The sequence below is a fragment of the Pseudomonas sp. SIMBA_041 genome (assembly GCF_046535095.1).
GTDB lineage: Bacteria > Pseudomonadota > Gammaproteobacteria > Pseudomonadales > Pseudomonadaceae > Aquipseudomonas > Aquipseudomonas mucoides.
This window is the reverse complement of the sequence record NZ_JAWRXJ010001032.1, coordinates 1-231: the sequence shown is the minus strand read 5'-3', so window position 1 is coordinate 231 and position 231 is coordinate 1. Positions and strand designations below refer to the sequence as shown.

At 45.5% G+C, this 231-nt stretch carries 1 protein-coding gene; it reads right to left on the bottom strand.

Annotated features, from left to right (window positions below; genetic code table 11):
- Positions 1-231, bottom strand: a 231-nt coding sequence (locus SB725_RS34245) for a formate/nitrite transporter family protein (RefSeq protein WP_410923834.1), incomplete at both ends; no start/stop codon positions are given.

Sequence of the window (231 nt, the reverse complement as noted above, 5' to 3'; positions counted from 1 at the left end):
CATAAGGGCTGCAAATATACAACCGCCCACGATATTACCAGCAATAACGATGCCCCACAGCCTGAGCAATTTATGCAGTGGTTCGATTTTATTGAGTACAGGCAGACTGAGTAGGGATGTCTGCTCAGTAAATAGTAACGACTGACCGATCACCACGATAATAAAGCCAATCGGATAGAGCAGGGACGACAGTACCATCGCATAGCGACTTGTCAATACGTCATTTAGTAG